The sequence below is a fragment of the Campylobacter concisus genome (assembly GCF_003048605.1).
Lineage (GTDB): Bacteria > Campylobacterota > Campylobacteria > Campylobacterales > Campylobacteraceae > Campylobacter_A > Campylobacter_A concisus_BM.
On sequence record NZ_PIRX01000005.1, the window covers coordinates 77,298 to 101,960 of the forward strand.

A 24,663-nucleotide genomic window follows, 5' to 3' on the forward strand; every position below is an offset into this window, starting at 1 on the left:
TTGAGATAAGCGAGCTAGTTAAATTTATGCAAAAAGCCTATGGGTGAGTGTCTATCCTATCGTAGCTTTTGCCAAAAACTAATTTTAAAAATTCCACGTTTAGTTTGGCAAGCACTGATATTTTAGACTTTGCCTTGTGACGCAAGGCGTATATTTAGAAAAGTGCAAGAGAAAAACCTCTTTTTACTTTGCCAAAGATTGAATTTGCTTCATGTTTTTTATAAATTTTAATGGCAGACTTCTTGTAAATTTAATAGATAAAAAGCAAATTTGATATCCGTCCTTGGTCTTTGTTGCAGCGCTAACCTCGCAAGATAGCTTTTAAAAAGCACAAGAATAAAACCATTTTTCATCGTCAGAGCTTGAATTTATTTTGCGATCTCTATGTCTTTTATGGGCATACTCCATATAAAAACAAAATTTCACACTCTCGGCACTTATCTGCATTTTTTATCGCCAAAGCCTAAATTTAACTCGCGTTTTCCGTGATTTTAGTGGCGACGCTTGTCTAAATTTTATTGAGTAAAGCAAAAGTTTTATCGATATCAGCGGTTTTGTGTAACGCAAAGTCAAATTTATAAATTAAGGGAAAAGCTAAGAGCCAAATCCCATCTTTTTATCCTCGCCAAAGCTTGAGTTTAGCTCGCGCTCTATCGTGGTTTTGAAGTCCTCAAAGGTAAAAATCCCATCATCTTTTATAGCCACTTTTAAAGCGGTATTTTTTAACGCAAGGACGATTTGCGCGCCACTTAGGTTAAACTCAGCCAGCTTTTCTACGCTAAAGCCATCTTCAAAGCTCGCATTTTCAGGCAAAATTTTACGCCAAATGGCAAGCCTGCCGTTAAAATCAGGCTTTTTAAACTCGATCTTATAGTCAAACCTTCTAGAAAACGCCACGTCAAGGCTTTGTAAGAAATTTGTCGTGGCAATCAGCACGCCTTCAAAGCGCTCGATCTGCTCTAAGAAGATATTTTGCATTTGATTATGCATCTTTTCAGCCCCGCTCGAGCTCTCCACTCTCGTGCTTAAAAATTGATCAGCCTCATTTAGTAAAAGCACCGGCTCGCTGCCGCTTTTTTTGCAAATTTCTTTGTAAGTATCAAAAATTTTCCTTACATTTTGCTCGCTCTCACCGACATATTTGCTTAAAATTTTTGAGCAGTCAAAGCTTAAAATTTGCTTCTTTAGGCTCTTTGCAAGCCCAACGGCGCTCATGGTCTTACCAGTGCCAGGCTCGCCGTAAAAGATGATTTTTGCGTCTATATTTTTCCTAGTTTTTATGCCCCAGCTGCTAAGTCTAGCGAGCACTTTTTTATCGACTTGCTTTAGTATCGTGCTTAAAAGCTGCTTTGTCTTTTCGTTTAGCACGACATCTTCTAGGCTAGTTACTGGCTCAATGAGCTCAAAAATTTCTTGCTCTTTTACTAGGCTTTCGATCTTGATTTTCTTGCTGTTTTTGTCATTTTTTGGGTGCATTATGCTTTGCAAAATTTCTTCGTTTATAAAAAAGCTCTTGCTTACGTTGCCATAAGCGTTTAAAACCTCGTCGTAGTCGATTAGTGCGCCCTCGATGAGCCTTGAGCCGTCCTCTAAAAGAGTGCGATTTTTGATGCGTTCAAGCTCATCTTTGCTTATTAGCCCAACTAGGGTGTTTAGGTCGCGGCCATTTTCAAAGTCGCCCGCATACTCCTCTTTTAAAAGGGCTAAAAATATGATCTGCTCTTTTTCATCAAGTGAGTTTTCTTTAAAAATTTGCTCTATTTTTAGGCTGATCTTGCTTAGTTTTACTCGCTCGTTTATGCGTTTTGTAAGCTCGGAAATTTGCTCGTTTATGCGCTTTTTAGCGTCATTTGAGCCACCTTCAAATATCGCAGCCTTTGAGTAAAGCTCTATCTTTAAAAACTGATCTTTTAAATACTCCAAATGATCTTCATACGGCGCAAGCTCTGGTAAATTTATATCGGCGTTGCCATCTTCTAGAATTTTTAAAAACGTGCTAGAGAGTGAAATTTCAGAGTGAAGTAGCGAAAGCAGCCCTTGGTTAGAGCTTTTTTGCGAGTTCTCTGGCATTTTAAAGAGGCTGTAGTTTTGCACTATCCAGCCACTATCAAGCAAATTTTTTATAAATTTAAGGTATAAAAGCTGCTTGTCGTTTTGCGTGCCAAAAACAGCTCCAAGTAGCTCAAAAACGCTCATACTAGCCGTGCCTTGCACGTAGGCTTTGCTTAGGTATTTTAAAATTTCTCCCTCTTCATCGCCGCACTTTATAAGCTCGTAAATTTTACTTTTTTTGAGGTCTTGGTTTAGAAAATCAAGCAAATACTTCACTAAATTTTATCCTTTATCTGCTCTTTTAGCACGCGTTTTAGCACTTTGCCAGTGGCGTTTCTAGGCAGCTCCTCGGCAAAATAAATGCTTTTTGGAATTTTGAAATTTGCTAAGTTTTTCTTTAGATGCTCTCTAACCGTCTTTTCATCAAGATCCATACCATCTTTTACCTGTATGAAAGCGACGACCTCTTCGTCTGCATGCACATCTTTTACGCCGATGACTGCTGCGGCTTCGACTGCTTCAAGCTTATAGATCACCTCTTCGATCTCGCGCGGATAGATATTTATGCCCTTTGATATGATGAGGTCTTTTTTGCGATCAACGATGTAGATAAAGCCCTCTTCATCGATCTTGCCTAGATCTCCAGTCTTTAGCCAGCCATTTATGATAGTCTCATCTGTCACGCCTGGCATGCCGTAGTAGCCTTGCATGACGCAGTCGCCTTTTACGATGATCTCGCCTATCTGCCCAACTGGTAGCTCCATCATCTCATCATCTACGATCTTGACCTCATAGCCATTTAGCGCAGGGCCGACGCTTAGAAGCTTTTGCTTGTCAAATAAATTTGCCGCTACGACTGGCGAGCACTCGCTAAGGCCATATCCTTCAACTAGCGTTGCACGCGGGAATTTCACTCTAAAATCATCAATCGTTTGCTTAGCAAGCGGAGCAGCGCCACTTACAAATAGCCTTATGCGGTTAAACCATCTAAAATACCATGGAATTTTTGCCTTGCCGATGGCTGTATAGATGGCTGGGATACCCAAAAATACAGTTACTCTTTTAAGCAGCGTCTGCTTTAGCACATTTGAAAATGGAAAGACCGATCTTACAAGCACCATCGAAGCGCCCGCATATATCGGTAAAAGCACCATCGCTGTGAGTGTGAAGCTATGAAACATCGGCAAAAATACGATAAATCTATCGCTTTTTTTAACCTTGAAACGCTCGTGAGCGCCGATGACGTTTGAAAAGATATTTTTATAGCTTATCATAGCACCCTTTGGTTTGCCTGTGGTGCCTGAGGTGTAGATGATATGCATTAGATCGTCTATTTTAGGGTATTTTGTGATGCTTAGAGTGTATTTGTGATTTAGCGCTTCGCTGAAATTTACATTTTTTACAACGCCATTATTTTCATAGCCCTTGCTCATATCCTCTTTTGAAATTTGTGGTGTAGAAGAGAGATAAGCACTCTCGCCATACTCCTCATCAACGCTTACATAGTCGTCTTTTGAGGCGCTTTGAAGCTTTTTAGGCGTTTGACCGATCCAGATGATCTTTCTTAAAATTTCAAGCTCGCTAAGTGCGATTAGCTCCTTTGCAAGCGAGCTAGAGGCAAAGAGCACCCTTGCGCCGCAGTCATTTAAGATATACTCAAACTCATTTGTTTTTAAAAAGGTGTTCATCGGCACTGCGACCGCACCGATAGCCGTGATAGCAAGGTATGATATGATAAATTCTTTCGAATTTGCCACCGCCATAGCCACTTTGTCGCCAAAATTTACTCCACAAAGCTGCAAGTAAGCCGCCACTTTATCGACGTTTTGCTTTATTTCGTGGTATTTTAGCTTCTCTTTTTCGTCAAAGATCGCTATCTGGTTTGGACTCTGCTTTGCTACTTTGGTCAAAATTTCATAAAAATTATTATAAGAGTATTGCATTTTTAGCCCTAGAAAGAGTATTTAAATGTCATTGCAGCTATCTGAACGCTACTTGCGTCAAATTCGCCAGACATTGAGCCGGCGCCAGTTTTTATGCCTGTCGCACGCTTTTTGTCTCGGTGCTGATAGAGATAGCCTAGTCCTAGCTCTAAATTTGGCGTAAATTTATAGTTTGCTCCAAATGAATATGCCTGAGAGGTGGTGTTTGGAAGCTCTAAGCCAGTGTGCTCGCCACTAGTGATATCCTCATCGTATGAAAAGCCAGCCATTAGCCTAAGTTTTTCATTTGCGTCGTAAGCAAGGCCTATCCTATATGTGTTTGTATCTTTTGCATTTTTAACGACCGGATCGTCCATAAACATTTTAAAAGCAGGGTGGCGTGAATGAGCTGCCGTCTTGTCATCATATTCAAAGTCATAATCTTTAAATTTAGACCAGTAAGTTTTCTCGAAAGCTAGCAAAAGGGTAAAATCGCTAAATTTATATCCAGTTGCAAGCACTAGCTGAGCAGGTAGAGGGATCTCAACTCTTGTTTTACCATGATAGCTTATAGCTGCTAGAGCTCCGTTAAAATCAGCGTCAGCGCTACCTTTAAGCTCTAAATTTACCTTCGAGCGGTAAGTCACTGCAAAGCTTAGATCATCAATTGGTCTATATGTAAGAGCGACGTTGTAGCCGTAGTTTATCCCATCGCCTTGTATCTCTCTGTAGCCAAAACGTCCAAAATCACTTGCTATCTTACCCTTACTATAAACGCCTCTAGCGCCCAGAGCAACGGCAAGTTTGTCATTTATGCGGTAAGCTACGGTTGGATTTAGCTCGACAACTTGTAGTTTAAACCTCTTGCCAGTAAAAGCAGTCTCTGGATCCTCCCACGAGATGCCAACAGCAGCAGGCACGGCAAGAGCTAGTCCAAATCTCCAGTTTTCATAAATTTCTGGCGTTACAAAGCTAAATGTGCCAGCTAGTGAGTCAAATTTCTTTGAGCTGTAGCTCTTGCCATCATCGCTTTTAAAGTCGATGGAATTTATATGAAACCAACCAAGCGTACTTTCAAAATGGTGAAGCCCGTCTAAAAACATCATATTTGCAGGGTTAAAATAAGCCGCATCAGCCCCAAAACTAAAGGCTACGTTGCTAGCAGCAAGCCCCAAAGAGTCAGCACTTTGCTCAGGGACCTTATAACCCCCAGCATTTAATAAAGAACACGTCGCAACAATGCTTAAAAGCACTCTTTTCATAGCTTTTCCTTTTCTAGGTTTCTTAAAATTTTGATCTCATCTTCCCAAATACTCTCATCAATCGTCTCTAAAATCAAGGGAATTTCGCCTATTTTATCATCATTTATTATATTTTCAAAAGCGCCAAGCCCAAGCTCGCCCTTGCCAAGGCTCTCATGCCTATCTTTTTTTGAGCCAAGCCCAAATTTAGCATCATTTAGGTGCATACCAGATAGAAATTTATAGCCGATGATCGCGTCAAATTCGCCCATCGTCTTAGCGTAAGCCTCTTTGCTTCTTAGATCGTACCCAGCGGCAAATGCGTGGCAAGTGTCGATGCAAACGCCAACCCTGCTCTCATCGTCTGCTCGCTCGATCAGATACGCCAGCTGCGCAAAATCAAAGCCTAAATTTGAGCCTTGTGCGGCTGTGTTTTCGATGACAAGCTTTACGCCGCTTGTTCGTTTTAGCGCTTCGTTTATGCACCTAGCGATGTTATCTAGGCACTCGGTTTGGCTTATTTGCTTTAGGTGTGAGCCTGGGTGAAAATTTAAAAGCTTTAGTCCAAGCTTGCTAGCTCGCTCTATCTCATCGATAAAGGCTTCAAGGGATTTTGTCCTTGCCTCTTTTTCTGGATGGCCTAAATTTATGAGGTAGCTTGCGTGTGGCAAGACGTGATCGGCGCTTATGCCAGAGGCCTTTAAATTTGCTTTAAACTGCTCTATCTCGCCCTCACTTAGCTCTTTTGTGCTCCATTGGCGCTGGTTTTTTGTAAAAAGCGCAAAGGCATTTGCTCCTATTTTTGCAGCGTTTATCGGTGCGTTAAAGACGCCTCCAGTCGCACTTACGTGAGCTCCTATGTATCTCATTTTAACTCTTTTATTATCACTTTTATTTTATTTTTGCTGTCGATAAATTTGACGTAGTTATCGCAAACTTCGTATTTTATAAAATAAGAACTTAGATCTTGTCTAAAGCCGCACTCTGTGGTGCTTAGATTCTTGCCGTCATAAATTTTTTGCCTTTGCAAAATCTCTTCAAAAAGGCTCTCATAATGTGGCGCTAGAAAAAATTTCTCGTTAAATTCAGTCTTTTTAAAACAAGCGCTATTTACGCAAATTTTGTCCTTTATATTGATATTTGCGGTATTTACGCCAGAGCTATAAATTTGTAAATTTAGATCATTTTTATAAGTGTGAAAAAATCCAACATCATTTATCTTTATCATCGGAGAAAATAAAGTGACCTGAAAAGCTTGCGAACTTTGCGGCGTTTTAGTCGCAACACAGCCTGAAAAAATGAGAGCAGATAATAAAACAAGTGAAAATTTCTTCAACGATTTGTCCTTTTATGTAAATTTAAGTTAAAAAGTAATATAATCCCAACTTCATAACCGACCGTGGCCCATTCGTCTAGCGGTTAGGACATCGCCCTTTCACGGCGGTAACACGAGTTCGAGTCTCGTATGGGTCACCACTTCTAAAAGACAAAATCTTATCCACATAAGCTTTAAAATCTAGTTAATCCAAATTTCAAGCTTTCTAAAAACAAATTCTTAAATTTTCGTTTTGTAAAAAAGATCAAATTTCACGTCTAGTAAAATTTAAAAAAGAGGTTTTGCGCGAGTATAAAAGTAAAAAGCAGTTAAATTTAGCCTTTTAATAGGCTTTAAAGTAACTGCAAAATTTACATCTGATGTGGTTTGCCTAGTAAAAATCCCTGCGCATACGAAATTCCAAATTTCTTTATATACTCTAAAATTTCTTCGTTGCTCACAAACTCAGCCACTATCTTATAGCCTTGTCTTCTAGCAAAGCTCACGATAGTCTCAACCAAAACTCTTGCGTTTTCATCAGTTGGTAGCTTTTTGATGATCGAGCCATCTATCTTGATGTTATCTATATCAAGCTCTAAAATTCGGTAGTAGTTAGAGTAGCCAGAGCCAAAGTCGTCGATTGAGATTTTACATCCATATTTTTTAGCTCTTTTTATAAATTCATTTGCCATGGCGTAGTCGCTAAGCTCTTCGCTCTCTAGCATCTCAAAGCAAACTCTACTTGGATCTGGGCAACTCTCTAGCTTTTCGTCTAAAATTTCTCTCACACCAGGATCTGTTAGATCCGAGCTTGAGAGGTTGATAGAAAATGTATAGTCTGGATATTTTTTCACTAGATCAAAGGCTAGAGCGATCACCTTTTTTGTTATCTGAAGATAGAGTTGCGTTTTCATCGCGATTTCTAAGAACTCGCCTGGGTAGCGGATCTTGCCGTTTTGATCGACTATACGCACCAAAACCTCGTAGTATTTTGCCTCTGTCTCATTTTCACGCACGTTAAAAATTCCCTGACACTCGACTATCACCTTGTCGTTTTCTAGGGCGTACTCGATGAGTTCGGTTATGAGTTGGTTTTTATAGTATCTCATCTCGATCGCGTCGTTTTCGAGATAGTAGTAGATCTCGTTGCCGCTATCACTTGCTTGTTGATTAGCTAGGATTGACTGCATTAGACGATTTGTTTGCGGTGTGTCATTTGATAAAGATACGCCAAGAGTTATCTTGATACCAGGTAGGTTTTCAAATTTACTATCTATCTCGATGTTCATCCTGCTAAAGTTAAAATACTCTTTTATAAAGCCGATATCTCTAACGATGTCATCGCCTTGATACCAGATGTAAAACGCATCATCTTGAAATCTAAATAACTCAGCATTTATAGAGTAGGTATCAACACAGAGTTTTAGTGTATTTGCCACCGCTTTTAGCATGGCTTCGATGACCTTGTTTTGGTAGAAAAATCTTAGCATCTTATAGTTTTTGATGCTTATGCTGATCAAAATTCCATCTTTTTTCGCCTCTATCATCTCAGTTAGGGCAAAGTAGTTGCCAAAGCCAGTTAGCTTGTCGATAGAAGACTGAATTTTTATCTGCTCATTTTTTTGAGTTAGCTCTTTAAGCATGCTAAGCTCTTTTGTTCTATCAAGCTTTATAGCCATGTAGCCCTCTAACTTACCCTCAAAGAAAAATGGCGCAAAACGCACCTTCTCATAGAGTAGCTTGCCGCTTTTTGTCCTGCTTATGAGCTCTTCGCTCTCCCATGAGATGTGCTTATTTATAGCATTTCTTATCTCAGCGTAAAAGCTCTCTGGGTGCATATTTGACTTTAAAATTTTAGGACTTTTTCCGACAACATCTTTTAGTTTATAGCCAGTTTTTGACTCAAAGGTTTTATTTACATATAAAATTTTATTGTCATTGTCGCAAAAGACTATCGAGCTGTGTCCTGCATCCACTGTCGTTTTTAGTAGTTTTATCTGTTTTTGCTGCTTGGTTAGCACCCTTGCTTGGTAAAAGGTCAGTGCGCAAAATAGCACGAAGCTGATAAGACAAAGCACTTGCATTATCACTATATTTCGTATCATTATGCTGTAAGAGGCTAGGGTATCATCTCTAAATTTTCTTAGCTCATGTCCAAGTTTTAGATCAACAGAGTCTTTAGCTATGGCGCTTAGGTTTTTTGCAAATTCAAGCGCGTAAGTTGCCTTATTTAGCACCAAGATCGCTTTTGCGTCGTTTTTATAGATATCTTTATACTTTTGTATCTGCTCTTTTGTTTGATTTAGCGTCTCAGGGCTGATTATGGCTGAGCTTTTTATCGCGTGAAATATCACATTAAGAGCATCTAGCTTTTTCTCTGATGCTATTTCAAACTCACCTGATAAGATATAAGCAGCCATTGACGAGCTAGCGTAGTTTGACCTATCTACAAGCCTTTGTTTTTTTAAAAAGTCGTCGTTTATAACCTTTAAAGTTTTGGCATTTTTCTCTTGGTAAAAGACATGTATGATTTCGTTTAACTCATCAAGTCTGGTTAAATTTTGATCAAAACTTTTTAAATTTTTATTTACATCGTCGTAGTTTAGACGAAGTACGTTATTTTCTAAGCTAAAGCTTAGCTCGTTATCTAGCAAGATAAGGCTTAAGATCGTATCGTTAAATTTACTAACAGCAGTAACTGCTCTATTTGCCATATAGATGTAAGCCGAGCTAAAGAAAAAGATGATCGCCAGGACGATTAAGATGATATTTGCTTGTCTTTTATTCATTTAGTATCCTAGGTCTGCGTCCATTTAGTGTTTGCAAAAATTTATAAATTTGCTCCAGCTCTTCGCTACTTAGTGTGTGGATCAGCTGATGATAGCTCACAAAGCCTATGACCTCTTTTAGATCGCTCATTTCGCCACTGCTTAGATATGGAGCCGTTCTTGTTACATTTCTAAGCGAAGGCACACGCATAAGGCGTCTGCTCTCACCTGCATCTTTTAAGCCTACGTTTTGCATCAAATTTCCGCCTAAATTTCTACCATTGTGGCATGCCACACAGCCTATTTTATTAAAGAGCTCAAAGCCCTTTTTCGCCTCAGCATTTATGGAGTCATCATTGCCAGCTAGATACTCATCAAATGGCGAATCAATGCTCAAAACCGCCTTTTCAAATTCCACCAAAGCATCTACTATATTCTCGTAGTTTATGCCATCACCATATGCGTCATTAAATAAAATCGCATACTCGCCTATGCTTTTTACTTTTTTTACTATCTCATCTTTGTTTGAATTTAGCTCATTTCTAGAATTTATCGACTCTTTTACCTGATCTTTTAAGCTTCTTACCCTGCCATCAGTAAAAAATAGAAAATTTAAAGCCGAATTTAGCACGCTAGGCGGGTTTATGACGCCCTTTTGGCTAGTGTAAGATGAGTTTGTACCACTTAAATTCCAGTATAAGTTGTGGCAAGTTTCGCATGAGTAGTTTTCAGTAGTGCTTAGCCTTTTGTCAAAAAAGAGCTTTTTGCCGATGTAGGCTTGTTTTTCGTCATATTTTGATGAAAGCACTGGCTCAAATGATGAATTTGCGCTCAAAATACAAAAAGATACTACCATCCAAAATAAAACTTTTTTCATAAAATCTCCATATTCTTGAGCGTCATTATAGCGGAATTCTTTTTCATAACTACCAAATCGGCTAAATTGTAAAAAATTTAGTTTTTATTTGTCTTTTGAAAAAAATGTTGTATAATCCGCGAAAAATTACACAAATTTCAAGGAGGAACCATGAAAAAAGGTTTTACAATGATCGAGTTGATCTTCGTGATCGTCATTTTGGGTATATTGGCCGCAGTCGCTATACCAAGACTAGCTGCAACAAGGGACGATGCAGAGATAGCTAAAGTTGCTACAAATATACAAACGCTTGTTTCTGACCTAGGCTCTTACTACACTTCACAAGGTAAGTTTAAAGAGGCAAGTGGTGCTACGGCTGCTGCTGATGGCGAAGTAACAGCTGATTTTGCGCAAATGACAAATGTTCCAAATCCTGTTAAAGCTAAGAACGAAGAGTGTCTAAATTTAGGTACAGTAAATAATAAAAACGGTACTGTTGGAGCTACTATTAAAGTTGGCGGACTATGTCAATCAGTATGGAATTTACCTTCTATGAGAAGTATAGCGGCGCTAATAACAGGTACCACAACTGCATCTAATGCTGACGTTGCAGCTGCTAATGGTAAATTAAAATTTGGTGGTACTGGCATTAAGTGGGAATAACTTTTAACCTTTACTTATTGGCAAGGAAATTCCTTGCCACTCTTCTTTAACTTAATTTCAAAATTTATCTTTCATTTATAAAAATTCTAGCTATAATCTCGCAACTTCAAATTCAAGGATGAAGTAATGAAAAAGGCCTTTACAATGATTGAGCCAATTTTTGTAATAGTCATTATGGGAATACTGACCGCAGTTAACATCTCTAAGATAAACGCCACAAGAGAGGACGCCAAGCTTACAAAAGTTATGTCAGAGATAGCAGTTGCAATTCAAGACATAAATACCTACTACATATCAGAAGGCAAGCTGGCTATTGACACCAAAAATAACAGAGTTGATTTTAGAGTGATGACAAATGCTGGGGTTGTAGATAGCTCTGGTGATCTTGGCTTTTTTGCTAAAAATGAAAAGTGCATTTCATTAAAATTCTTTGCCGCAGACCAAAGCTGCTTGGGAGTAGATATTAGCGAGCAAGGCCTATGTAAAAAACTTTGGGAAGCTCCAGAATTTAAGCGCTTTAGTCAGACCATGATAAAGCCAGCACAAGGAGCATTGCCAGCTCATATCAGCTTTAGCGCTGTTCGCATCGTTTTTTAGTTAGATTTTTTATCAAAAGCTTAAAGTCTGAAATTTACACTTAATTCTTGAAAATTTATAAAAATAAAGTCTAAAACTAATTTTTTCTTGACAACAATAACATTTTTAGATACAATGCGACTTTTTAATGAGGTAGTGGCATAAACTTACAAACACGACTCAGGCGGGGTGTAGCGCAGTCTGGTTAGCGCATCTGGTTTGGGACCAGAGGGCCGAAGGTTCGAATCCTTTCACCCCGACCATGTTAAATGGTGAGTGTAGCTCAGTCGGTTAGAGCATCAGATTGTGGTCCTGAGGGTCGTGGGTTCGATTCCCATCACTCACCCCATTTTGGGCGCTCGTAGCTCAATTGGATAGAGCGACAGACTTCGGATCTGTAGGTTATGGGTTCGACTCCTATCGGGCGCGCCACTTGAAAGACTTTATGCGCTCATAGCTCAGCTGGATAGAGCAACGGCCTTCTAAGCCGTAGGCCTCAGGTTCGAATCCTGATGGGCGTACCACTTATTATTGTTGTGCGGATGTGGTGAAATTGGCAGACACGCCAGACTTAGGATCTGGTGCCCCACGGCGTGGAGGTTCAAGTCCTCTCATCCGCACCATCTTTTTTTAAACTCCATCTTTAAAACTTTCAGAAACTCGATTTTCATTTGAATTTATCAAATTTATTTTGTGAATTCGGTAAAAATATCCATTTATTAAATGATCCGTATCAAATTTATAGACTCAAAATTTCAAATTAACAATTAAATTTTGAACCATTTGCAAGCAATAATCTCGTGTATATTTGGCAACGCTGCGATATTGGTTGTAGGCGAGGCGCTGTTGGTAAATTTAACTTTAGAGCTTCAAAACACAAAAAATTGTGGCTTAAATTTAGAAAACCGAGATACTTAAAGAGTAAAAGAGATGAAATTTGCAATAGAAGCAATAAATTTAAGCTATTAGAAAAGTATATTTCTTTTGTGGTGGTAGTTGTGCTGATATTTTCCCACTAAATTTAACTACAAAATCAAATAATCTAGAAATTTACGATCAAATTTAAGTCGCTTCGGGCTTGGATTTAAATTCTTGCTACCAAATTTATTAGCCAAAGTGATAACTAAATTTGAACTGCCCGAGAAATTTGCTCAGCAAGTAGCTTGTTTAAATATTTTTGTTTTTAGAAGCTAGAAATTTATTGTGGTTGAAACTTTAGCTATTTGCAGATTTAAAGCAGCACATATACGTCAAATTTAGCCCCCAAACGAGGGCTAAATTTATATAAATTCTACAAAGATTGCAAAATCTTTGGTTTAGAAAACGCAGTGATCGGCTTGATTTCGCCTTTATATTTTTCTAAATTTGCAAGGATCGTGTGTCCGCAGTTGCTTTGAGCGATGCTAGATGTGCCTTTGTCGCGAGTTAGGACGTTGATGCAGCCATGCTTGCAAAGGCTCTTCTCGCCTAGCACTTCAGGATCGTACCACGCACCCTCGCATATGGCGATGACGTGCTCTGGGATGATGTCAGTGACTAGTGCGCCAACCAAAATTTCGCCCCTGTCGTTAAATACTCTCACCACGTCGCCAGTTGCGATGCCTTTTGCTTTGGCGTCATTTACGTTTATTAGCATTGGCTCGCGCGCGCATACTTCAGCGTAGTTTCTGATCACGGAGTTATTTAGCTGTGAGTGGAGGCGGTATCTTGAGTGCGGGGTTGTGACGCTAAATGGATACTTTTTGGCCTTTTCGCTGCCAAGCCACTCAAACGGCTCGATCCAAGCAAAGTGTGGAGCAAAGTCTTTGTAGCCAAATTTGGCGATAGTTGGAGAGTAGAGCTCTATCTTGCCAGATGGCGTGCCTAGGCGGTTTTTGTGAGGATTTTCTCTAAAAGCGCTAAGCCTTGTGTAGTATCTGCTCGCTTCGTCATCTTGCTCAAATCTAACATATCCCTCTTTCCAAAACTCATCAAAGCTTGGCATCTTGACATTTATGCCTTTGGCTTGCTCGGCTGCGTCTGCGTAAAATTCTTTCGCCCAGCCAAGCTCATCTTTACCCTCTGTAAAGACCTCTTCTCTGCCCCAGCGTTTGCAGATTTGTGAGCAGATCCAGTAATCGCTCCTACTCTCGCCCATAGGCTCTACGACAGGCTTGTAAGCCACGATGTACTCGTTTGTAGGCACGCTTTGGTTTATGTCGTTTCTCTCGACTTCAAGGGCTACTGGCAAGACGATGTCGCTTAGTTTTGCTGTGCTTGTCCAAAATGGCTCAGCTGTTATTACGGTGTCAAATTTACGCCACGCTTTTACGGCGTTATTTACATCCTGATGTCTTGTAAACATCGATCCAGACGCCATGTAAGCCACTCTCATGTGTGGTAGCTTGATCTTTGAGCCGTCATAGTCTATCTCTTTGCCAGGGTTTTGCAAAGCCTCGATCGATCTTGAAGATGGGATGGTGACGTTTTTAAATTTCTTCCAAGGAGCGCCATCTACGTTGTCGTATTTTTCGCTGATGCTAGTGCTGATGCCTTTTAGTGACGGAGCGATCTTGTCTGTAGCGCCATTTGAGTGGTAGAGGTTAAACTCGAAGCCAAGTCCCTCTTTGCCTATCTGACCTAGCATCGCGCTAAGTGTTACGATACCCCAAAAGCTCATCTCGCCGTGATCTTGTCTTTGAAGTGATCTGCCTGCGATGATGACGCTTGGCTCTTTTGCAAGTGCTGTTGCAAATTTTGCGATATCCTCAGCTTTTACTCCGCAAATTTTGCTAGCCCAGTTGATATCTTTGACTACCTTGTCGGTTGTGCCAAGCAGGTAGTCTTTAAATTTATTAAAGCCAACTGTGTATTTTTTGATAAATTCTTCGTCATAAAGCTTGTTTTCATATAGATAGTGGCACATGCCAAGCATCATTGCTACGTCGGTATTTGGACGAACGATGATAGCTTCAGAGTCAAGGTATCTTGTGGTGTCGTTTTTAAAGACGCAAACGCTATAAGTTTTTATGCCTGCCTCTTTTATCTTTTTGATGCCAAGATAGCCATCATGTGTTGGTGGTTGCCATGAAATTTGATCAGTTACAAGTGGGTCAGTGCCCCAAAATACAACATTTTTAGCGTTTTTAGCGATAGCCTCCCACTTTGTCGGAGCATCATAAACGGCGCTGTTGCCTAGGACGTGAAGCATGATAACAAGGCCAGCACCCGTTGAGTAGTCGCCGCTCTCTTCTACATATCCGCCAAGCACTTTTAGCATCCTGTGACCAACAGTCCTACCCCAGCTGATCTTACCGCTGCCGCCCCACCAGTAGCACTCGCCGTAGATGCTCTCAGGGCCATATTTGTCGAAATTTTCTTTTAAGGCTTTTGCTGCTAGATCAAGGGCCATGTCCCAGCTAACGCGCACAAATTCCTCTTTGCCACGAAGCTCGCTCTTTGCTGCGCCTTTTGCTTTTAGATAGCTCTTTCTTACGTATGGATAGAGTACGCGGCTCTCGTTTTGGATGAGGTCTGGCAAGCTGTTGTTCATGGTATTTGGGAATTTATCGCCCTCAAATGGATCGACTGAGACGATTTGGTTTGAGTTGGTATTTGCCCAAAATAGGCCAAATCTATTTGCGCCAAAGGTCTTGTTTTGATCAAAGATGGTCTTTGTCACGCCTTCTATCTTGTTTGCTTGTGCCGCTGTGGCAGCAAGTGCAGAAAATTTTATAAAATCTCGTCTTTTCATATTTTCTCCCTTATGAAAATTTATTTTACTTTTTTGGCATTGTGCTGTAGGTATTTAAGCACTAAATTTAGGTCAGTTTCATCAAGTGCGACAAATTTCGCATCAACCATACCAGCTAAATTTGCTGGCCACTGAGCAGCTGTAAAGCTGTTTGGCTCGTGCAACCTGTGACATGCCGAGCAGGTCTCCTCGTAAATTTTCTTTGCCTTTGCATAAAGCTCTTTTTGGTTGCCACCAAGCGCGTCATTTGACACTTCATAAACGCCATCAGCTTGGTACCAAACCTCGCCGTAGTCATCTTCAAGATCTTTTACTTTTTTGAAATTTGCCTCGCTCTCGTTATCAAAAGCTACAAAAACTTCAGGGTCTTCTACGCTTCTTTGAAGCTGAGCCAAGTAGTTTGCCGACACTACACCACTAACCTTGATCTTACTCGTTTTATCGCCTTTTTCTACGACCTCAACTGGCGTTAAAACCTCGATCTTACCGATCATCTTGCCATCAAGTGTGATGTTTGCATCTTTTGCGATCACATCAGCACCAAAGGCAAGACTACAAGCTAGCACTGGGGCTAAAAATAGCATTTTCATTTGACAATCCTTAAAAAAAGAAATTAAATGAATTTTATAACCAGCATGCTTAAAATTATATTGCTATATTTAGAGAAAAGTAAGTATTTTAGGGGATTTGAAAGGGCTAAAGTAAATTTAAAGTTATAAAAATAGGGCGATTGCTCGCCCAAATTTACTTTAAGGATTATTTCTTCATCTGGATAGCAGTTTGTATCATCTCATCACTTGTCGTGATGCTTTTTGCACTCGCTTCGTAGGCCTTTTGCGTGACGATTACCTCGCTTAGTGCTTGACCAAGATCGACGTTACTCATCTCAAGCTTATTTGCCAAAATTTGCGCCCCATAAACGGTTTCGCCAGCTTTGTTTTTGTAAAAAAATGGCTCGCCTGAGTTAGCGGTGGCTTCATAGAGATTGTCGCCAACCTTTGCTACGCCTTGGTCGTTTATGAAGTGATAAAGGGCCACTTTTGCCACTGGGAATGCACGAGTGTTGTCGAAATTTGCCATGATGTTGCCACGATCATCGACGCTATATTTTGATAAAAGCCCCTCAGCGTAGCCATCTCTTTTTATGTTGAAGTCTTTTCTGGCGTTTGCTGAGCTTGTCATGCCGTTATAAACGTCCGCATCGCCGTCGCCCTCGAAGTTTAAATTTACGCCGCCAACGCTCGTTAGTGTGTTTGCCACAAGCCTGCCACTGCCATTAAATGTAAGTGAGCCCATCGCCGTATTTTGCACGGCTCCGCTAGCGTCAGTTATCGTTGCCACCGCGTCCCAGATAGTCTGGTCGCCAGTTTGTGGGATCTGCTTGGTTAAATTTATAGTGACCAAGCTCTTTGTGCCATCTGCGTTGTATATGTCAGAGGTTAGTTTCTCTTTGTTTGGCACTTCAACGAGCGAGGTGACTTCAGCATTTACCTCTAAATTTGCAAAATCCATAAATTTAAGGCTCTTGTCGTTTATCTGCCAAGTGCCATCACCCTCAAGTGTGGTAGAAAACTCGCTAAATTTACCATCGCCGTCTTTGACCTTGACGACCACGCTGTCGCCAGCTTTTGCGCCAAGAGATGTGGTGCTTAGCGGGATCTGCCCGTTTAGCGAGATCGTCTTGTTTGTATTATCAAGCGTGTAGGCGTATTGGCTAGCATCAAGCGCTGTCGTTTTTTTATCTGTTATGCGGGTTGAGTTTAGGTTGCCTTTTAGGCTGATGTTTGTAGTAGCCTCAGCTGGCATAAATAAAAAATGAGGCAGTGTTATGCCCTTTTGTGAGCCAGGATCGCCAAGACTTAGCTCCTCTTGTGAGACCGTGTAAGCTTGTGGGGCGCTTGAGGTTTGACCATATTTTTTAAGAGCGGTTGCACTTGGCGTGGTCGGAGTGAAATTTGCAAGCGTGCCAAGGAGTAAATTTCCCCTAGTATCTACTAAATTTCCAGCCGCATCTATGTCAAAAGTGCCTGTTCTTGTGTAGTAGTTTTTGCCTGTTTTATCGACAACGCCAAAGAAGCCATCTCCGCCTATGGCAAGGTCAAAGTTGTTATCGGTACTTTGAAAGCTACCATTTGACATGTCAAGCGCAGTCGTTTGCTTGGTAGCTCCAAGTCCCACTTGATCACTAGTTGGGCCACTGCCAGCTGAGACTAGGTTTTGGTTTATTAAATTTTTAAACTCAGGGATTGAAGCTTTGAAACCGACATTGTTTATGTTTGAGATGTTGTTTGACCAAACATCCATACCAAAGCTTTGCGTCTTGATGCCGCTAACCCCGTTGTAAAAACCTCTCATCATGGCTTTTAGCCCTCGTAATATTCAGATACTTTATCCATTGAAACGTATTCGCCAGCTACCTTCATCATAGCCTTGCCATCTACAAATTTCACCGCCTCGACTGGGTAGTTGCCTACTTGTGTTTTATACTCTTTGCCATCTTTGCCAGTATAAGTCGCTGAAATGGTGTATGAGCCGTTTGGCACTTGGTTGCCAGACGCGTCTTTGCCGTCCCAAGCTAGGTTATGAACGCCTGCATTTGTCTCATTTAGATCAGTTGTTCTTACGACTTGACCATTTGCGTTTTTAATCTCGATTTTGCCATTTGCAAGATCTGTCTTAAAGTAAAGCGCAAATTTTGCATCTTTTTTCTCATCTGTTAGTGTGACTGCATTTGAGCCAGTTGAGACCATCTTGCCAAGGGCTGAGATAGCGTAGGCATTTGCGTTTGATTTTAGCTGATTTACTAGCTCTTTCATCGCTTTGTTTGTATTTTCTTGCATCTCGACTGATGCTAGCTGGCTAGTTTGCGTTAGCATCTTTTCAGTATCCATAGGGCTTGTTGGGTCTTGGTGCTGAAGCTCTGTTAAAAGTAGCTTCATAAATGCATCTTTATCTAGCTGTGAATTTGGGTTTGTGCCTGTGCCTTTTGCCGCGTCTATTCTAGAGTTAGCCTTTTTCTCGGCGTTTTTTTGCTGTGTTGTTTGCGTAGTTATATCTGAAACTGAAGCCATAATCTCTCCTAAATATATCTTGGTATTACTAGCTCAAGCAAGCTTTGTTCCGCTTGAGCGTTTTCGCTCTCGTCGCTTTGATTTGAGCTATATTTGTTCTTTGCTTGTTCTCTTTTTTCTTGTCTTTGGTTTTGGTCTGAGAAATTCATCTCAAGCTCGGTAAATCCCATATTTACAAGGCTGTTTTTAAACTCAGCCTGGTTTTGTAAAAAGAGGTTCATCGTAGCCGTTGTAGAGTTAAAATTTACATGCAAATTATTGCCGCGATTAACCATCGTGATCTCGACCTCGCCTAAATTTAGCGGGTTAAGCGTGATGTTAAAGCGAGTGATCGGCGCTTTGTAGTTTTGCACCTGCTCTTTTAGTGTAGAAGAGAAGTTACTAAGCGTCTCTTTTATCTCCGCCTTTGTCTGAAGCTGGTGTTTAGCGCTATTTGCGATATCTTTTACCATTTGATTTAGCTCTGATTTATTATCGCTGCTAAAGGTCTCCTCGCTTGGCTCAGCCTCGCTCATCTGTTCTCTTTCTGGAAAGAGTAGCGACTCAAGAGTTGGGGCTTTTTGCGCCTTTTGCTCGTGTAAATTTACCTTTACTTTTGGCTCTTTTGGCTGCTCCTCTGGCTCAACATCTACTATCTCATCATCAAGCTTTACTTCACTATCATCTAGTTTTTTAGGCTCTTCTTTGACTAAATTTTTAACTTCGCTGACTGGATTTGCCACTACCTCTTTTAGCAAAGTATCAAGCTTTACGACCTCTTTTGGCTCGTTTTTGATGATAGTTTGCTCGACCTCGTTTTTTAGCTCTTTTAGATAAAAAGGCTTGTCCTCAGTCTTTATCGGCGTGAAAAATTCCTGCTTGCCCAAATTTTTAAACATCTCGTTTAGTTTTGGCACATCTTCATTTGAAATTTCTATATTTTCAAGGCCAAGGTCAAATTTCTTAGCAAGGTCGATAAGATCGCTAACGCTTTTAACGTTGCTAAGCTCTTCGACGTTTTGGGGCACACTTAAGAAATTTGCTATTTTGTCGCTGAAATTTGGAAATTTGCTTACCTTTTCATTGCCGTTTAGTATCTCTAAAACTTGCAAAAGCTGCATGAAATTTGCATTTTCATAGAGCTCATTTTTTGTATCTTCGTCCAAATTTTCTTCAAGTGCGGTCGAAATTTTTGCCACGCTTTCGTTTTGCGCCTTTTCTATCGTCTCTTTTTGGATATCAACAGTTTTTACTATCTCTTTGACATCCTTTTCGGTGATCTTTTGACCGCTATTTGCCTTGCTCGCAGCCGCATCCAAAACCATCGACAAAAACTCGCCGTTGTTTTGAGACTTCTTCGCAGCCGCAGGCTTTTTAGTAGCCGCAGGAGCTAGCAAATCTACGTTGTTTTTCGCTGTGTAAGCTTGCATTTAATCCCTTTAAATTTAAAAACTTAACGCTTACATGCAAAATCTATTCCAAAAATTAATTTCTTGATATCAGCTTAAAATTTATAAAAGATTAAAAAAAATGGTAATATTTCATTTTAAAAAAGGAGTTTAAATGAAAATGCACGACATGGCTACAAAACTTTTTACAATTCCTCGTTCTATCACTGGAGAAGGATTTTTAAAAAGCTTGCAATTTATAAAAGATGAAGTTGAAAAAGATGGAGATAATTTTAAACTAAATATAACTTCTGTAAAAAGTGGCACCAAGTGTTTTGACTGGACCATACCTCCCGAGTGGGTTGTGAGAGATGCTTATATAATCACACCTGATGGCAAAAAGATCTGCGAATTTAGTAAAAATACACTTAATTTAGTTAATTATTCTGAAAAAATTCATAAAAAAATGCATTTAAATGAGCTTTTACCACATCTTTATTCTTTGCCTCATTTGCCAAATGCTATTCCTTATGTTACTAGTTATTATGAAAGACGTTGGGGCTTTTGTATTAGTAAAAAAGAGTTAGATACTCTAAAAGACGGAGTTTATGAGGTTTTTATAGATACTGATTTTAAAGATGATGGATCGCTTTATTATGGTGAATTATTTATACCTGCTACGACGCAAACAAAAGATGAAGTATTATTTTCAACATATCTTTGTCATCCACAAATGGCAAATAATGAATTAAGTGGCCCTGTTGTTATGGCAAAACTTATAGAGTTTGTAAAATCACTGCAAGATAGGCGCTATAACTATAGGTTTTTAATTATTCCAGAAACAATAGGTTCAATAACTTATATAAGTAGGCATTTTAATGAGCTTAAACAAAATGTTAAAGCCGCTTTTGTTATGTCTTGTCTAGGGGATGAAAAGGCATATAGCGTTGTTTTAAGTCAAAAAGAGAATAGTTTAAGTGACAAAACAGCACTTCATGCTATAAAACACCTTACAAAAAATCCTAAAATTTATAGTTTTTTACATAGAGGAAGTGATGAAAGACAGTTTAATACCCCATCTTTAAACCTTGGTGCGGTTGCGATATGTCGTTCAAAATTTGGAGAATTTAAAGAGTATCACAATAGTCTTGATGATTTAAATTTTGTTACACAAAAGGGATTAACTGGCGGGTTAAAATATGCGAAAAACATTGTTTTAAACCTTGAAACAAATGCAAAATTTAAGCTAAAAACAGTTTGTGAGCCAAATTTAGGCTCAAGAGGCTTAATATCAACAATAAATAAAGGCGCATATCCAAAACAGATGCTCAATATAAGACATTTTTTAGCATATTGTGATGGAGAAACCGATGCTTTAGAAATAGCTGATATTTTAGGAATTGAAGTAAGAAAGTTAAAAGAAATAATTGACCAGTTGATTAAATTTGATCTTATTGAGGAAGTCAAATGATAAAGCATGTTAGTGATCTTTTAACAAAGACAGCAGCCAAATTTCCAGATAAAGTAGCTATTGTTTCAAATGAAAGTCGTATTACTTATACTGAACTTGATAGGCTTTGTAAAAAAGTTGCGAGTGAAATTTTAAGAAAGAACATTAAAAAAGAACCTATTTTTATTCTGCTTAAAAAGAGTATTGAATGCATTGTGGCATTTTTAGGAGTTTTAAGAAGTGGCAATTTTTATGCCACTATAGCAGAAGATAGTCCAAAGGACAGAATTTTAAGTGTTGTAAAAAAAATAGAGCCAAAACTTCTAATTACAAGTAGTGAGTTTGATTTTTCGTATCTAAATTTACCTACCATTTTAACTAACGATTTTGAAAATTTTAATATTGATAAATCCCTTTTGGAAGATGCAAGTATTGAGTTTGTGGATGCAGATCTTGCCTATATTTTATTTACATCTGGATCTACCGGAGAGCCAAAAGGTTTTGCAGTTAATCATTTAAATTTAATTGACTATATTACTTGGGCTGTGGAAAAATGGGGAATAAATGAGAGTGATATAGTTGCAAATCAAGCTTATTTTCACTTTGATAAGTCTGTGCTTGATATTTATCCTTGTATTTTTACTGGTGCAACATTGCATATTTTGCAAAATAGTGATTATGCTTTTCCTAGCAAGATTATCGATTATTTTGAGGCTAATAACATCACACAAACAGGAATAACTCCACAAATTATCACATATTTTGCCAATACAAATGCGCTAAAACCACTCCCTTGTCTTAGGCGCGTCTTTATATCAGGCGAGATAACGCCTATAAAACAGCTAAAAGAGTGGATGAGAATATATCCACATGCCAAATTTATAAATTTGTATGGACCTAGTGAAGTAACAGGGATTTGTAGCTATTATGTTTGTCATGAAGATCTTAAAGATGATGAGATTTTGCCGGCAGGAAGAGCTTGTGAGAATATTGAAATTTTTTTACTAGATGAGAATTTAAATATTATTAATAAGAATGATGTTGGAAAAAGAGGCATCGTTTATGTTCGTGGCAGGTGTGTGTCTCAGGGCTATTATAATGATGTCGAGCTTAGTAAAAGTGTTTTTATGCAAAATCCAATAAACAATAAATTTAGAGACTATGTTTATAAAACAGGGGATGTTGCTTATTACAATGATCGAGGCGAGTTAGTCTGTGTTGGTAGAGCTGATAATCAAATAAAACTAGCAGGACATAGAATAGAGCTTGGTGAAATAGAAAGCATTATAGGTGCTATCGAGGGTGTAAAACGGACAGCTTGTGTTTTTTGGGATAACAAAATTTTTGCTTTTTATGAAAGCGATAGTGAAATCGATATAGCAAGTATTCTAAAGCAAAAACTGCCAAGATACATGATTCCGAAATATTTTGTTAAAATTGATAAATTTAAATTAAATGTTAATACAAAGATTGACCGAAACGCGTTAAAAGATCTTGCAAAGGAGATGAGATGAACGAGGCAAAAAAATTACTAACTGAAATTTCAAAAGGCGATATTAGTGAAAATGAACAAAACTTATTGACAGGTGGAATTATAGATAGCCTTGATGTGATGGAGTTGGTTGAGCTTATATCAAAAAAATTTGGAGAAATAAATGCTAGTGATATAAATTCCAGCGATTTTGAAAGCATTAGCGCTATCAATAGCCTTATTAATAGAATAAAGGCAAAAAATGATTGAATTTAATGATAAAACCTACACCAAAGAAGATCTTAAAAATATACTTATTAATTTGGGGCTAAAAAAAGGCGATAAGCTTGTAGTCTCAAGCGAACTTTTTAAGCTAGGTAAAATTATTGGAGATAAAAATACTTTTTTAGATGAAATAATATCTACATTTTATGAAATTCTAGGTAGCGATGGTGATCTTATAATGCCAACCTTTACATATAGCTTTTGTAAGAATTTGGTTTATGATAATCTCAACTCAAAAAGCACAGTCGGTGCACTTGGTGAATATTTTAGGCATAAGAGTGGCGTAATTAGGACAGATGATCCTATATTTTCTTTTGCTATTCGCTCAAAAAATCCAGAAATTTATTTAAAAGATTGCGATAGTTGCTTTGGAAAAGGTAGTGTGTATGATGTATTGCGCGAGAAAGATGGTAAATTTTTAGCTTTTGGAGATGCAAGTAAAGGTTGGACATTTTATCTATACGCCGAAGAGATGGCAGGAGTTAGCTATAGATTTTTTAAAGAGTTTAGTGGAAAGATAATTGATAGAAAAGGTGTTGAAAGAGAAAAGGCCATAAAATATTATGTTCGCCATCTTGATAGGAATAGTATTTTAGATAAGCAAAAACAAATAGATATGCTTAAAAAAATTAAAAATTACAACTATGCAAAATTTGCAGGTGGTGATATGGCTCTTATTGACTTAAGACAGTATTTTGAAATTTTTGTAAAAACAGTAAAAATGGATGAAAATATACTTTTAAAAGAAGAAGGAGAACGTATATGAAACAGTATGCTGATGATAATATTGTAGCTTTTGTTTTTAGAAATCTTAAGCGCGGTGATAAGATATTAGTTTTAGAAGATAATGAGACATATATAAATTTTTTAAAAGAGAGTGGATACGAAGTTATTAAAATGAGTGAAAATAGTTTTAATAGCAAATTAGTAGATGGCGCTTTTAGTTATCTTGGTCTTTGTGACATAAGCGTTAATAATCTTTTAGATAGCGCAAAAAAAAGTTTAAAAGATGGAGCTATTTGTGTATTTTGTTTCATTAAATCAGATGACTTTAGGGCGGATAGATTAAAGTCTTTTTCTAAGGAAGATATTAGGGATTTATTAAGGGATTTTGAAATTTTAAATATTGAAACTATAACTTTTACAACTCAAAATATGAAACAGCTTAATGATATTTATATAGTAAGTGCAAAAAGGATTAAAAATGACAAATAAGACTATTAATGGGAGAGATTTGGCACAAGAATATTGGAATGGAAACTATTCTCAAGATATAGCACCAGTGTATCCAGTAAGCTATGTAACCGATTTTGCTTTTAAAAATTTTAAACCTGGTGGAAGAGTGCTTGATCTTGGATGCGGAATGGGTAGGCATGTTAAATTTCTAGCACAATTTGGTTTTGACGCTTTTGGCTGCGATTACTCACCGCAAGGAGTTTTGCATACTAAAGAGCTTTTAAATAGTGCTGGTTTAAAAGCAGATGTCAGAGAGGGTAATATGTTAGATTTGCCTTATGAAGATAATTTTTTTGATGGTTTGATCAATTTCGGAGTTCTTTTTTATGCAAAAGATGAAGCAGAATCAAAAAAAGCTTTAAGCGAAGTTTATAGGGTTTTAAAAAAGGGAGGTTCTGCGTTTTTTCAAGTAAGAAATTTAGAAGATGATAGATACAAACAAGCCATAAAAAAAAGTAAATACATAGCTGTAGCAAACCAGATCGAGGGAAGGATAGGATTTTTAGAAAACGGTATTCAAAATTATTATTATGATGAAGAAGTAGTCAAAAGATTGTTTGGTATCTTTGACAAAATAGAGATAAACTATATAAAGAGAAGTTACGATAATGAATCTTATCAGATAAGTTATTACTTGATTGGTGTTTGGAAGTGAGA

At 38.5% G+C, this 24,663-nt stretch carries 20 protein-coding genes and 6 tRNA genes; 14 read left to right on the top strand and 12 right to left on the bottom strand.

The genetic code is table 11. The features are described from left to right. Positions 1 to 594: 594 nt before the first annotated feature. The 5 genes from CVS86_RS05145 to CVS86_RS05165 are packed head-to-tail and all read right to left on the bottom strand — an operon-like array spanning position 595 to position 6,551. A complete protein-coding gene (locus CVS86_RS05145) occupies positions 595 to 2,328 on the bottom strand; it encodes an ATP-binding protein (RefSeq protein WP_107791199.1) in 1,734 nt (577 codons plus the stop codon). Further along, the gene (locus tag CVS86_RS05150) at positions 2,328 to 3,995 is read right to left on the bottom strand and encodes a fatty acid--CoA ligase (RefSeq protein WP_103614075.1); all 1,668 of its coding nucleotides are present in this window, start codon (positions 3,993 to 3,995) and stop codon (positions 2,328 to 2,330) included. Before CVS86_RS05150 ends, CVS86_RS05145 begins: the two co-directional genes overlap by 1 nt. A gap of 8 nt (positions 3,996 to 4,003) precedes the next feature. Further along, positions 4,004 to 5,236, bottom strand: a complete 1,233-nt coding sequence (locus tag CVS86_RS05155; protein ID WP_107791200.1) for an OmpP1/FadL family transporter — start codon at positions 5,234 to 5,236, stop codon at positions 4,004 to 4,006. Beyond that, positions 5,233 to 6,084, bottom strand: a complete 852-nt coding sequence (nfo, locus tag CVS86_RS05160; RefSeq protein WP_107791201.1) for a deoxyribonuclease IV — start codon at positions 6,082 to 6,084, stop codon at positions 5,233 to 5,235. The genes CVS86_RS05155 and nfo overlap by 4 nt, the downstream gene beginning before the upstream one ends. After that, positions 6,081 to 6,551, bottom strand: coding sequence for a hypothetical protein (locus CVS86_RS05165; RefSeq protein ID WP_107791202.1), 471 nt, complete (start codon positions 6,549 to 6,551; stop codon positions 6,081 to 6,083). The genes nfo and CVS86_RS05165 overlap by 4 nt, the downstream gene beginning before the upstream one ends. A gap of 65 nt (positions 6,552 to 6,616) precedes the next feature. Between CVS86_RS05165 and CVS86_RS05170 the strand changes: the two genes are divergently transcribed. Continuing rightward, positions 6,617 to 6,691, top strand: a tRNA-Glu gene (locus tag CVS86_RS05170). A gap of 210 nt (positions 6,692 to 6,901) precedes the next feature. Here the strand turns inward: CVS86_RS05170 and CVS86_RS05175 are convergent. Continuing rightward, on the bottom strand, positions 6,902 to 9,319 hold the full coding sequence (locus CVS86_RS05175) for a GGDEF domain-containing phosphodiesterase (RefSeq protein WP_107791203.1): 2,418 nt from the start codon (positions 9,317 to 9,319) through the stop codon (positions 6,902 to 6,904). Further along, positions 9,312 to 10,175: a cytochrome-c peroxidase gene (locus CVS86_RS05180; protein ID WP_107791204.1), complete on the bottom strand. Its 864-nt coding sequence runs from the start codon at positions 10,173 to 10,175 to the stop codon at positions 9,312 to 9,314. Before CVS86_RS05180 ends, CVS86_RS05175 begins: the two co-directional genes overlap by 8 nt. A 150-nt stretch (positions 10,176 to 10,325) precedes the next feature. On the opposite strand from CVS86_RS05180, the gene CVS86_RS05185 reads away from it, so the two are divergent. The 7 genes from CVS86_RS05185 to CVS86_RS05215 all read left to right on the top strand — a co-directional run bounded on the left by CVS86_RS05185 (position 10,326) and on the right by CVS86_RS05215 (position 12,016). Further along, entirely contained in the window at positions 10,326 to 10,817 is a 492-nt protein-coding gene (locus tag CVS86_RS05185) for a type II secretion system protein (protein ID WP_107791205.1), read from the top strand. 144 nt (positions 10,818 to 10,961) lie between these two features. Next, positions 10,962 to 11,414, top strand: coding sequence for a type II secretion system protein (locus CVS86_RS05190; protein WP_159070813.1), 453 nt, complete (start codon positions 10,962 to 10,964; stop codon positions 11,412 to 11,414). A gap of 164 nt (positions 11,415 to 11,578) precedes the next feature. Further along, positions 11,579 to 11,656: transfer RNA gene (locus tag CVS86_RS05195), tRNA-Pro, on the top strand. A gap of 9 nt (positions 11,657 to 11,665) precedes the next feature. After that, a tRNA-His gene (locus CVS86_RS05200) sits at positions 11,666 to 11,742 on the top strand. A gap of 6 nt (positions 11,743 to 11,748) precedes the next feature. After that, positions 11,749 to 11,825 (top strand) — tRNA-Arg (locus tag CVS86_RS05205). Positions 11,826 to 11,840: 15 nt separating this feature from the next. Continuing rightward, a tRNA-Arg gene (locus CVS86_RS05210) sits at positions 11,841 to 11,917 on the top strand. Positions 11,918 to 11,931: 14 nt separating this feature from the next. Beyond that, positions 11,932 to 12,016, top strand: a tRNA-Leu gene (locus CVS86_RS05215). A gap of 668 nt (positions 12,017 to 12,684) precedes the next feature. Here CVS86_RS05215 and CVS86_RS05220 read toward each other — a convergent pair. The 5 genes from CVS86_RS05220 to CVS86_RS05240 all read right to left on the bottom strand — a co-directional run bounded on the left by CVS86_RS05220 (position 12,685) and on the right by CVS86_RS05240 (position 19,606). Next, the gene (locus CVS86_RS05220; RefSeq protein ID WP_107791207.1) at positions 12,685 to 15,126 is read right to left on the bottom strand and encodes a molybdopterin-dependent oxidoreductase; all 2,442 of its coding nucleotides are present in this window, start codon (positions 15,124 to 15,126) and stop codon (positions 12,685 to 12,687) included. Between the two features lie 20 nt (positions 15,127 to 15,146). Next, a complete protein-coding gene (locus CVS86_RS05225; protein WP_103574131.1) occupies positions 15,147 to 15,716 on the bottom strand; it encodes a hypothetical protein in 570 nt (189 codons plus the stop codon). Positions 15,717 to 15,882: 166 nt separating this feature from the next. Next, entirely contained in the window at positions 15,883 to 17,484 is a 1,602-nt protein-coding gene (locus CVS86_RS05230) for a flagellar hook-basal body complex protein (RefSeq protein ID WP_107791208.1), read from the bottom strand. A gap of 5 nt (positions 17,485 to 17,489) precedes the next feature. Next, the gene (locus tag CVS86_RS05235; protein ID WP_103617322.1) at positions 17,490 to 18,197 is read right to left on the bottom strand and encodes a flagellar basal body rod modification protein; all 708 of its coding nucleotides are present in this window, start codon (positions 18,195 to 18,197) and stop codon (positions 17,490 to 17,492) included. Between the two features lie 8 nt (positions 18,198 to 18,205). Then, positions 18,206 to 19,606: a flagellar hook-length control protein FliK gene (locus CVS86_RS05240; protein ID WP_107791209.1), complete on the bottom strand. Its 1,401-nt coding sequence runs from the start codon at positions 19,604 to 19,606 to the stop codon at positions 18,206 to 18,208. Positions 19,607 to 19,739: 133 nt separating this feature from the next. Between CVS86_RS05240 and CVS86_RS05245 the strand changes: the two genes are divergently transcribed. The 6 genes from CVS86_RS05245 to CVS86_RS05270 are packed head-to-tail and all read left to right on the top strand — an operon-like array spanning position 19,740 to position 24,661. Continuing rightward, positions 19,740 to 21,035, top strand: coding sequence for a DUF4910 domain-containing protein (locus CVS86_RS05245; RefSeq protein ID WP_320205274.1), 1,296 nt, complete (start codon positions 19,740 to 19,742; stop codon positions 21,033 to 21,035). Continuing rightward, a complete protein-coding gene (locus CVS86_RS05250; protein WP_107791210.1) occupies positions 21,032 to 22,528 on the top strand; it encodes an amino acid adenylation domain-containing protein in 1,497 nt (498 codons plus the stop codon). Before CVS86_RS05245 ends, CVS86_RS05250 begins: the two co-directional genes overlap by 4 nt. Then, the gene (locus CVS86_RS05255; RefSeq protein WP_107791211.1) at positions 22,525 to 22,755 is read left to right on the top strand and encodes a phosphopantetheine-binding protein; all 231 of its coding nucleotides are present in this window, start codon (positions 22,525 to 22,527) and stop codon (positions 22,753 to 22,755) included. The genes CVS86_RS05250 and CVS86_RS05255 overlap by 4 nt, the downstream gene beginning before the upstream one ends. Next, entirely contained in the window at positions 22,748 to 23,536 is a 789-nt protein-coding gene (locus CVS86_RS05260) for an AAC(3) family N-acetyltransferase (RefSeq protein WP_107791212.1), read from the top strand. Before CVS86_RS05255 ends, CVS86_RS05260 begins: the two co-directional genes overlap by 8 nt. Further along, positions 23,533 to 23,985 (top strand): hypothetical protein, encoded by a 453-nt coding sequence (locus CVS86_RS05265; protein WP_087581962.1) that lies wholly within the window; start codon positions 23,533 to 23,535, stop codon positions 23,983 to 23,985. The genes CVS86_RS05260 and CVS86_RS05265 overlap by 4 nt, the downstream gene beginning before the upstream one ends. Then, positions 23,975 to 24,661: a class I SAM-dependent methyltransferase gene (locus CVS86_RS05270; protein ID WP_087581963.1), complete on the top strand. Its 687-nt coding sequence runs from the start codon at positions 23,975 to 23,977 to the stop codon at positions 24,659 to 24,661. The genes CVS86_RS05265 and CVS86_RS05270 overlap by 11 nt, the downstream gene beginning before the upstream one ends. Positions 24,662 to 24,663: the final 2 nt, after the last annotated feature.